The organism is Methanosaeta sp. UBA458 (assembly GCF_002496085.1).
Classification (GTDB): Archaea; Halobacteriota; Methanosarcinia; order Methanotrichales; family Methanotrichaceae; genus Methanothrix; species Methanothrix soehngenii.
In genome coordinates this window covers 56,103-64,756 of the sequence record NZ_DAIK01000110.1, presented here as the reverse complement: position 1 = coordinate 64,756, position 8,654 = coordinate 56,103, and the positions used below count along the sequence as shown (strand labels likewise).

The following is an 8,654-nucleotide window of genomic DNA, read 5'->3' as shown; positions in this document are numbered from 1 at the left end:
AGAAGCTCATCGAGTACTACAATGGATGCAAGCTTTTTGCCCTCCCCTCCACCGATCCCAGGAGGGAGGGTTTTGGGATCGTTCCCCTGGAGGCAATGGCCTGTGAAAGGCCGGTGGTTGTCACTGAGATCATGGGCATGGCTGGAGACATTAATGAATGTGGGGCAGGAATGGTGGCGAGATGCAATGATAAAGAGGCTCTGGCATCGTCCATGCTCGCCATCCTGAAGGATGATGACCTGGCAGGAAGGATGGGAGCCGAAGGCAGGAAGCTCGCAATTGGAAAGTATAGCTGGCGAAGAGCTGCAGAGCAGATTGAAAGGGTATACCGGGAATTGCTCTAGAGATGGAATTGATTAGCGTAATCGTGCTGAATTATAATGGCAAAGGATTCCTGAATAGCTGCCTCTCCTCCCTCGCCTCCCAGACCTATTCGGATTTTGAAGTGATAGTGGTGGATAATGGATCGAGGGACGGCAGTCCTGAGTATATTGAGGAAAATTATCCCTGGGTCAGGCTGGCCAAAAACGAAGAGAACCTGGGGTTTGCCGGTGGAACCAATGTCGGAATAAGGGCAGCGAAAGGGGAATTCATCATCACCCTGAACAACGATTCCAGGGCGGACAGCCGATTCATAGAGGAGCTGATCAAGCCCATGGCCGATCCCGAGGTCGGAGTCTGTGCTGCAAAGATGCTGTTTCCCGATGGGCGCATCAACTCTGCCGGGATATGCATCTCCAGGAGCGGAGCTGCCTGGGACCGGGGGATGTTCGAGCCGGATCGAGGGCAGTATGAATTCGTGGAAGAGGTATTTGGAGCCTGTGCGGGAGCGGCGCTCTACAGAAGGGAGATGCTGGATGAGATCGGTCTTTTCGATGAGGATTTCTTTCTATACCTGGAGGATGTGGATCTGGCCTTTCGGGCCCGTCTGGCCGGCTGGAAGTGCTTATATGTGCCTGGTGCCAGGGTAATTCACCACCATGGAGGAACTGCCGGAGTGGGATCGGATCTGGCCGTCTATTATGGCAACAGGAATATTGTATGGTATCCGATCAAGGATTTTCCGTTCAGGCTTCTGATCACCTCTCTGCCTTTTATAGTGGCCAGAAATTTGGCAGTTATCCCCTACTATGCTCTGCGCGGCCAGGGAGGGGTCATCCTTAAATCGAAGCTCGATGCTCTGAAGGGCGTCGTAAAGATGATGGAAAAGCGAAAGGATGTCGTGCGCCGGGCAGATTATTCCCAGATAAACAGGTTCGTTGAGATCTGGGGCAGGATGAAGGGGCATTAGGATAAAGAGGTATTAAGATGTGGATCTTTGAATATAGGGAGCTGATCAAGATTCTCACCATCAGCGACCTTAAGGTAAAATACCAGAGCTCCGTTTTGGGCTTTGCCTGGTCGCTCTTGAATCCGCTTCTTATGATGCTGGTCCTCTATCTGGTCTTCAGTAATGTGTTCAATGCTAATCAGGACAATTTCGCTCTTTACCTGCTGATCGGCATCGTAAGCTGGCGATTCATGGCCATAGGAAGCTCAGCTGCCATGGGGGCTATCGTGGGCAAACCCAGCCTGGTGAACAAGATCTATATCCCACGCCAGGTTCTGGTGACGAGCGTGGTTCTGTCCAACCTGATAAGCTCAATTCTGGAGTTCCTGGTGCTTGTGCCCCTGCTCATTATCCTTGGCGCGGGAATCTCGCCTTATATCCTGCTCTTCCCTTTTATACATATGATTTATTTCCTTATCGTATATGGAATAAGCTTAATCCTGGCAGCTCTTTATGTCTATTACCGTGATCTTAACCAGATATGGGATGTGCTCATTCAGATCGGATTTTTCCTCTCGCCGATAGTCTATCCCCTCAGCACTGTGCCGCCGAAGTATCTGGACTATTATATGCTCAATCCCATGACCGCATTGATACAGATGTATAGGGATGTGCTGCTCTACCATCAACTGCCTGCACCGCAGGATGTGGCCGTAACAATTGCAGCTGGTCTGTTCATCATGGTTGTTGGCACTTTAGTCTTCAAGAAGCTGGAGCGTAGGTTTGCGGAGGAGATCTGAATATGTCTCTGCCTCTCGCCGAGATCAATAAGGGCCTGGATAAGTTGAACCTGGTGAAGGGCGGCATAGGCCGGGGGACTAACGGCAATGCAATAGTGGTGGAGGGCATCTCCAAGAATTTTAGAATACCGAAAGAGAAGAAGCTCACCGTCTTCGAGCACCTGGCCGGGCTGGTGGGGAGAGGCACCAGCTCTTATGATGAGTTCATGGCCCTGCAGGATGTCAGCTTCGCTGTAAAACATGGCGAGACCTTTGGGGTGATCGGGCCCAACGGCTGCGGCAAGAGCACTCTGCTTAAGGTTCTGGCGGGAGTTCTCTATCCGGATAGCGGCAGAGTGGAGATAAACGGAAAAATCGCGCCTTTTCTGGAATTGGGAGTCGGCTTTCAGCCGGAGCTCTCCGCCCGGGATAACGTCTACCTATACGGGGCGATAATGGGCCTGACCCATAAGGAGGTAGACCAGAGATACGATGAGATAATGGAGTTCTCTGAGCTGCAACGCTTCGAGAACATGAAGCTGCGCAACTTCTCCTCGGGGATGTATGTGCGGCTGGCCTTTGCCACTGCCATCCAGACCAATCCGGATGTCATTCTGGTGGATGAGGTCTTATCGGTGGGGGATGAGTCCTTCCAGAAGAAATGCAGCGATAAGATAGATGAGATTCGCAAAGCGGGCAAGACCATCCTCCTGGTCTCTCACTCTTTGGCCACGGTGCGTTCGCTATGCAGTCGCTGCATGCTCATGAACCGCGGCCAGGTAGTGGCCTTGGGGGAGACTGGGGGGGTCTTGGCGGAGTATGAAAGGATGAGGGGGGCCGGCACATAAGGCATATGAATGAGTCCCCTGGAAGGAGAAGGGATGCAGCTATGGCCAGACAGCCGGTGATTCTGTCACAAAAATCCTCTCTGCCTGGAGAGATATCCACTTTTCGTCTCCGGTCTCCATCTCGATGTCTGGCAGTATGATGAGCTCGCAGGCGCTGGCGGATTGACAGCACAGATGCATGCTATCGCCTCTCAATATCAAAATCCAGAACGCTCAGGCGCTTAAACAGCCATGGTTTGAGGTAGTGCAATATAACTGGGCAAAGCCTAATTATTATGCTGTATTACTGTAGAAAAATTTATATAACTTAAGAGAATTCTGATCCACACCTTAAATCAGGGAATTGACATTAAGGAGAATAAAAAATGAAAAAACAACTACTTGCAGGGATTTTTGGCATCTTTCTTGCCATCACATTCCTCGGCACAGCCCTTGCCGAAGAGGAGAACGCCAGCACGACAGATCTCCAGATCGCCATAACCTCCGCCAACTTCGTGGCCACCAGTCCGGAGAAGGAGAACCTGGATGATGAGTGGGTAGAGATCACCAACAAAGGCTCTTCAGACGTGAACATGGCCGGATGGACTCTAGCCGATGCGCAGAACCACACCTATACCTTCCCCGACTTCGCCCTTGCTGCCGGGGCTAAAGTTGTCGTGCACACGGGCGAGGGAGACGACGATACAGAGAACCTCTTTTGGGACCGGAGCACATCCATCTGGAACAACAGCGGCGATCTGGCCGTCCTGTTGGATCCCGAGGGCAACATGGTCTCCCAGTACCCCGAGGACGAGGCCTGAGGCCTCACGTTTTTTCTTTTATCCCGATTTTGTGGTAGAACAAACCGATTCGACCATCCATTCAGATAAAATTTGGCTCTTCGCTGAATTATGTGGAGCCTAAAATTTATCTAGCTAAACTGTCCATTTTCTCCCAGGAGGCAGAGCTTCTGAGTCGAATTCATGGTTTGGTCCTGGCTTTTCTTTTTTTTATAATCGGATTATCGGCAGGGATCCCTGATGATAGAATCATTCCGGCGGAAGATGTTTTAGAGGTCATCAAGTCTGGCAAGCCAGCGGAATTTAAAAATTGCACTATTGAAGGTGATTTGAGCCTCAAGGGAATGACGATTGAGCCGCCAGTCTATTTTGATCAGGCAGTCTTTCGGGATTCAGTAGATTTTGCCTCAACCATCTTTAATGGAGATGTCCACTTCGGGCACTCGGAATTCCATAAAGATGCCAACTTCATGCGCTCAAAATTCAATGGCCATGCCTACTTCGGAGACTCAGAATTCAAAGATAATGCGAACTTCATTTTCTCTGAGTTCAACGGCCCTGCGAGCTTCATGCTCTCGGAATTCAACGGATCTGCCTACTTTTGGGGCTCGAAATTCAACGGCGATGCCGGATTCATTAATGATCGATTTTATAGAGATACCTACTTTAGCGATGTGGTGTTCAATAAAGATGCCAGTTTCAATGGCAGTCTGTTTAAGGAAGATTTGATCTTCGAGAATGCCACCTTTCATCGCAAGCTCTCGCTGACAAGGACGAGATATGATGAGCTCTTTGTCAGATGGCATGACATTGCAGGGCACCTTGTCTATGACGATGCTGCTTATATGTCTTTGATGAAGAACTTTAACGGCCTGGGCTATTTCGAGGATCATGATAGCTGCTACTTCCAGTACCGGAAGGAGCATAGAGCAGAGCCTTGGCCCGCGGCAAATGCGGGAGAAGAATGGCTCAGGAAGCTCATAGACTATCCGCTGGAATGGTTTTATGGATATGGCACAAAGCCGTTCAATGCGCTTCTCTTCTCGATCGCCATTGTTCTGGTCTATGCCTTATTCTGGTGGAGACAGGGGCTTGGCGGTCCCAACGATATGACGCCATCCGTTCTGCCGGGGGGCGAAGAGTGGATTGATAATGATATCTTAGATATCCTGGGCTTCAGCTTCACAGTCTTCCTGTCCGGTACTCGGTTATTTATCGATCCCCCTCTCCTGCCTCTAATACAAGGAAGATCCAGATTCTGGACAAAATGGGCTTTCATTTTTGAGAGGCTGCTCGGAGCGTTGTTTTCCATATTGTTATTCATCGCCATCTGCGGAACAATAGTGAGATCCTCTTAGGTGGCGCCATAGATATGGCTCCGAAAGAGATATATTTGCTCATCTCTCTTTCGCAGCAGTTGAGGAGATCAGTGCGCAAGATACAGGAGGTCAGCCCTTGAAAGAGATACGATTACACGGCCGTGGAGGTCAGGGATCGGTCACGGCAGCTGAGATAATAGCCGTTGCCGCCTTTGAGGATAAGAGGTTCTCTCAGGCATTTCCTGCCTTTGGAGTAGAACGGAGGGGTGCGCCGGTTATGGCCTTTGCCCGAATAGCCGATAAACCCATCCGAGTGAGGAGCCAGATATACGAACCAGACTATGTCATCGTCCAGGACGTGACCCTTTTGGACGTGGTCGATGTGGCCAGTGGACTCAAACCGGACGGCAAGATAATAATCAACACCGACCGTTCAGGTGAGCAGCTCAAGCTTGACACAAAGGCCGAGGTCATCACCATCGATGCCACCAAGATCGCCATGGAGGTTTTGGGAAGGCCCATTGTGAACACCACAATGCTGGGCGCATTCTGCGGTGCCAGCGGAGAGGTGGGGCTGGAGAGCCTGAACAAAGCCATATCCGAGCGTTTCCGGGGAGAATTGGGGAAGAAAAACCTGCTGGCCATTAAAACAGCCTACGAGAGGGTTTCTTGATGGAAATTAAGGCTGGTAAACTGGTAGATCCGTGCAGCACCAGAATAACGAAGACCGGTGCCTGGCGGACTTTTGTGCCCGTTGTCGATCATAAGGCATGTATAAAATGCAGCCTCTGTGCGATCTACTGTCCAGAGGGCTGCATCCACCAGGTGGATGGGCAGTTTGTCCCTGACCTGGATTACTGCAAAGGCTGCAGCGTGTGTGCCAATGAATGCCCACGCATGGCGATTACCATGGTCTTGGAGGATAAGTGATGAGCAAAGGAAGCGATAGCAGTATGCCCCAGAATACTGCAAATATGAGAGTGGTTGAGGGCTCCTATGCAGTGGCCCATGCGGTCATGTGTTGCCGGCCGGATGTGATCTCCGCCTATCCCATTACCCCTCAGACCCATATTGTGGAAAACCTCTCCCAGTTGGTGGCTGATGGCGAGCTGGACAGCGCATTCCTGACGGTTGACTCCGAGTTCTCGGCGCTCTCCCTCCTGGTCGGCTCCACCGCATGCGGCGGCAGAGGCTACTCCTCGACCACCAGCCAGGGATTGGCTCTGATGTACGAGGTCCTCTACAACGTCTCAGGCATGAGGCTTCCCATTGTGATGACCGTGGCCAACCGCGCCATTGGGGCTCCCCTGAACATCTGGAACGACCAGCAGGATTCCATTGGCGCTCGCGACGTGGGATGGCTGCAGATCTATGTGGAGAATGTGCAGGAAGCAGTGGATGCCACCCTTCAGGCCTATAAGATCGCCGAAGATCCGGAGATCAGGACTCCGATCATGGTCTGCATGGACGGGTTCATCCTCACCCATGTCTACGAGCCGGTGGAGCTCCTGGACAAAGAGAAGGCAAGGGAATTTCTGCCTGATTTCAAGCCGGCAAACATCCTGGACCCGAACAATCCCCTTACCTTTGGAGCCTTCGCCGATCCATCCACCTATACGGAGTTCCGCTATCAGCAGTTCGAGGCCCATCAAAAGGCGCTGGAAAAGATAGAGCAGGTGGCCAGGGACTTCGAGAAGGCCTTTGGCCGATATTACGGTGGGCTCATAGACAGCTATTACGCCGATGATGCAGAGGTGGTTTTAGTCACTTTGGGCTCAGTCATCGGCACCGTCAAGGATGCCATCGATGAATTGAGGGCAGAGGGCCTCAAGGTGGGCCTGATCAAGATCAGATGCTATCGGCCTTTCCCGGTTGCAGCCCTGCGCAAGGCCCTGTCCGGCGCCAAGGTGATCGCGGTGTTGGAGAAGGATGTCGCCATAGGAAGCGAGGCTGGTCTGCTGACGGATCTCAAGGCAGCATTCTATAACACCCAGATCAGAACGCCTATTATCGGCTTTGCCGCCGGTCTGGGAGGTCGGGACATCACTCTCAAGGACATAAGAAAGATAGTAGAGAAAGCCCTTGCCGCCGAGAAGGGAATCGAGTGCGAGTTCGAGTTCCTGGATCTGAGAAAGGAGATTCTTTAGGAGGCTTCTAAAAATGGAAAGATCTTTGCTGGCACCGGGCCACCGGGCCTGTGCGGGATGCGCCATGCCCACCACCATCAGGCTGGTCTTGGATGCGGCCGGGCCGAATACCATTGTGGTCTCGCCCACCGGCTGCCTGGAGGTTGTCACCACCCCCTTCCCGGAGAGCGCCTGGTGCGTTCCCTGGATTCACTCCCTGTTCGAAAACCCAGCTGCAGTGGCCTCTGGCGTGGAGGTCATGCTCAAGCGCCGGGGCCGGGATACCAATGTTGTGGTGATAGGAGGAGACGGGAGCACATTCGATATCGGTATGGGCTCGAACTCCGGCATGTTCGAGCGCGGCCATAAGGTGCTTTATGTCTGCTATGACAACGAGGCTTATATGAACACCGGAGTGCAGCGCAGCGGCTCCACGCCCTTCTGCGTTCACACCACCACCACCCCATCAGGATCAGAATCGATGGGTAATCCCCGGCCCAAGAAGGATATGCCGGCCATCGCCCTGGCTCATGGTGTGCCCTATGTGGCTACCGCCTCAGTGGCCTATCCGGTGGACCTGAGAAGGAAGGTCAAGGAGGCTCTAAAGGCCAATGGACCATCCTATATCCAGGTCAACGCTCCCTGCATCACTGGCTGGACATTCGATGCTGGAACCATGATTGAGCTAGCTCGTCTCGCAGTGGAGACTGGCCTGTGGCCCCTCACGGAGTATGTCGATGGAAAGCTGGTGGGGGTGAAGAAGATCCGCCGACCCAAACCTGTCGAGGAGTATCTCCGCCTGCAGGGCCGCTACAAGCATCTCTTCAAGAAGCCCAATGGCGCGGATATGTTGAAGCATATCAAAGCACTGGCAGATGGAAACATCGCCAGGTATAACCTGGTTGATTGAAGATGTATGTAGGCCGGATCGTGGTCGCAGGCCGTGCCCAGGGAAGGAGCTTTGTCGCCTACAGAGTCTCCTCCCGCTCTTTTCCCAACCGGAGGGCAGAGGTCCATGATAAATCGATAACAGTTATGCCTTTGGATCCTGCGGACCTGGCGCGGAACCCTTACATCTCCTACAACTGCATTCGGGTGGCAGATGATGTGGCAGTGGTCACCAATGGCACTCATACCGATATGATCACAGAGAGGATAGAGGACGGGCAGAGTCCGGGAGATGCCATGGCCTTGAGCCTGCTCGCTTACGGCCACGAGAGGGATGAGCTGGACACACCCCGCATCGCTGGGGCTGTGCGCGGGAACAGGGCATGGCTGGGGATCGCCAGGAAGGACGAGCTCCGGGTGCAGCAGTTCAGGTTGGATGAGGACCAGGCCTTAATGGTGGCGACATATGAGAAGACCAATTTCGAGGATGTCTCGATGTCGGCCTGGGATGTGGCCGGGATAGCCCGCAAAGCCTATGATCTCTCCTTTGAGAGGCCGGTCTGCGCGGCTGCTGCCCTGGCTTGCTCTGCTGAGCCTAATGGGGGATTTATTCTCGCGGCATATAATCCGGATTGAAAGGCACCG

The 8,654-nt window shown here is 52.7% G+C and carries 11 protein-coding genes; all 11 read left to right on the top strand.

The window, feature by feature from the left end; translation table 11 throughout:
• Positions 1 to 344: glycosyltransferase (locus BP822_RS08020; protein WP_286878092.1), on the top strand; the 344-nt coding region annotated here is incomplete at its 5' end.
• Between the two features lie 2 nt (positions 345 to 346).
• Entirely contained in the window at positions 347 to 1,291 is a 945-nt protein-coding gene (locus BP822_RS08015) for a glycosyltransferase family 2 protein (protein WP_286878091.1), read from the top strand.
• A gap of 17 nt (positions 1,292 to 1,308) precedes the next feature.
• Positions 1,309 to 2,070 carry an ABC transporter permease gene (locus BP822_RS08010; protein WP_013719163.1) on the top strand — a complete coding sequence of 254 codons (762 nt, stop codon included), beginning with the start codon at positions 1,309 to 1,311 and terminating at the stop codon, positions 2,068 to 2,070.
• Between the two features lie 2 nt (positions 2,071 to 2,072).
• Positions 2,073 to 2,897 carry an ABC transporter ATP-binding protein gene (locus BP822_RS08005; protein WP_273271097.1) on the top strand — a complete coding sequence of 275 codons (825 nt, stop codon included), beginning with the start codon at positions 2,073 to 2,075 and terminating at the stop codon, positions 2,895 to 2,897.
• Positions 2,898 to 3,262: 365 nt separating this feature from the next.
• The gene (locus BP822_RS08000; protein ID WP_013719166.1) at positions 3,263 to 3,697 is read left to right on the top strand and encodes a lamin tail domain-containing protein; all 435 of its coding nucleotides are present in this window, start codon (positions 3,263 to 3,265) and stop codon (positions 3,695 to 3,697) included.
• A 92-nt stretch (positions 3,698 to 3,789) separates the two neighbouring features.
• On the top strand, positions 3,790 to 5,034 hold the full coding sequence (locus BP822_RS07995) for a pentapeptide repeat-containing protein (protein ID WP_286878090.1): 1,245 nt from the start codon (positions 3,790 to 3,792) through the stop codon (positions 5,032 to 5,034).
• A gap of 97 nt (positions 5,035 to 5,131) precedes the next feature.
• The gene (locus BP822_RS07990) at positions 5,132 to 5,668 is read left to right on the top strand and encodes a pyruvate ferredoxin oxidoreductase subunit gamma (RefSeq protein WP_013719169.1); all 537 of its coding nucleotides are present in this window, start codon (positions 5,132 to 5,134) and stop codon (positions 5,666 to 5,668) included.
• A complete protein-coding gene (locus tag BP822_RS07985; RefSeq protein WP_013719170.1) occupies positions 5,668 to 5,925 on the top strand; it encodes a 4Fe-4S binding protein in 258 nt (85 codons plus the stop codon). The genes BP822_RS07990 and BP822_RS07985 overlap by 1 nt, the downstream gene beginning before the upstream one ends.
• A complete protein-coding gene (locus BP822_RS07980; protein WP_013719171.1) occupies positions 5,925 to 7,142 on the top strand; it encodes a transketolase C-terminal domain-containing protein in 1,218 nt (405 codons plus the stop codon). The genes BP822_RS07985 and BP822_RS07980 overlap by 1 nt, the downstream gene beginning before the upstream one ends.
• A gap of 13 nt (positions 7,143 to 7,155) precedes the next feature.
• On the top strand, positions 7,156 to 8,031 hold the full coding sequence (locus tag BP822_RS07975; protein ID WP_273271100.1) for a thiamine pyrophosphate-dependent enzyme: 876 nt from the start codon (positions 7,156 to 7,158) through the stop codon (positions 8,029 to 8,031).
• A gap of 2 nt (positions 8,032 to 8,033) precedes the next feature.
• Complete coding sequence (locus BP822_RS07970; RefSeq protein WP_273272327.1) at positions 8,034 to 8,645, top strand: IMP cyclohydrolase; 612 nt, start codon at positions 8,034 to 8,036, stop codon at positions 8,643 to 8,645.
• Positions 8,646 to 8,654 lie beyond the last annotated feature (9 nt).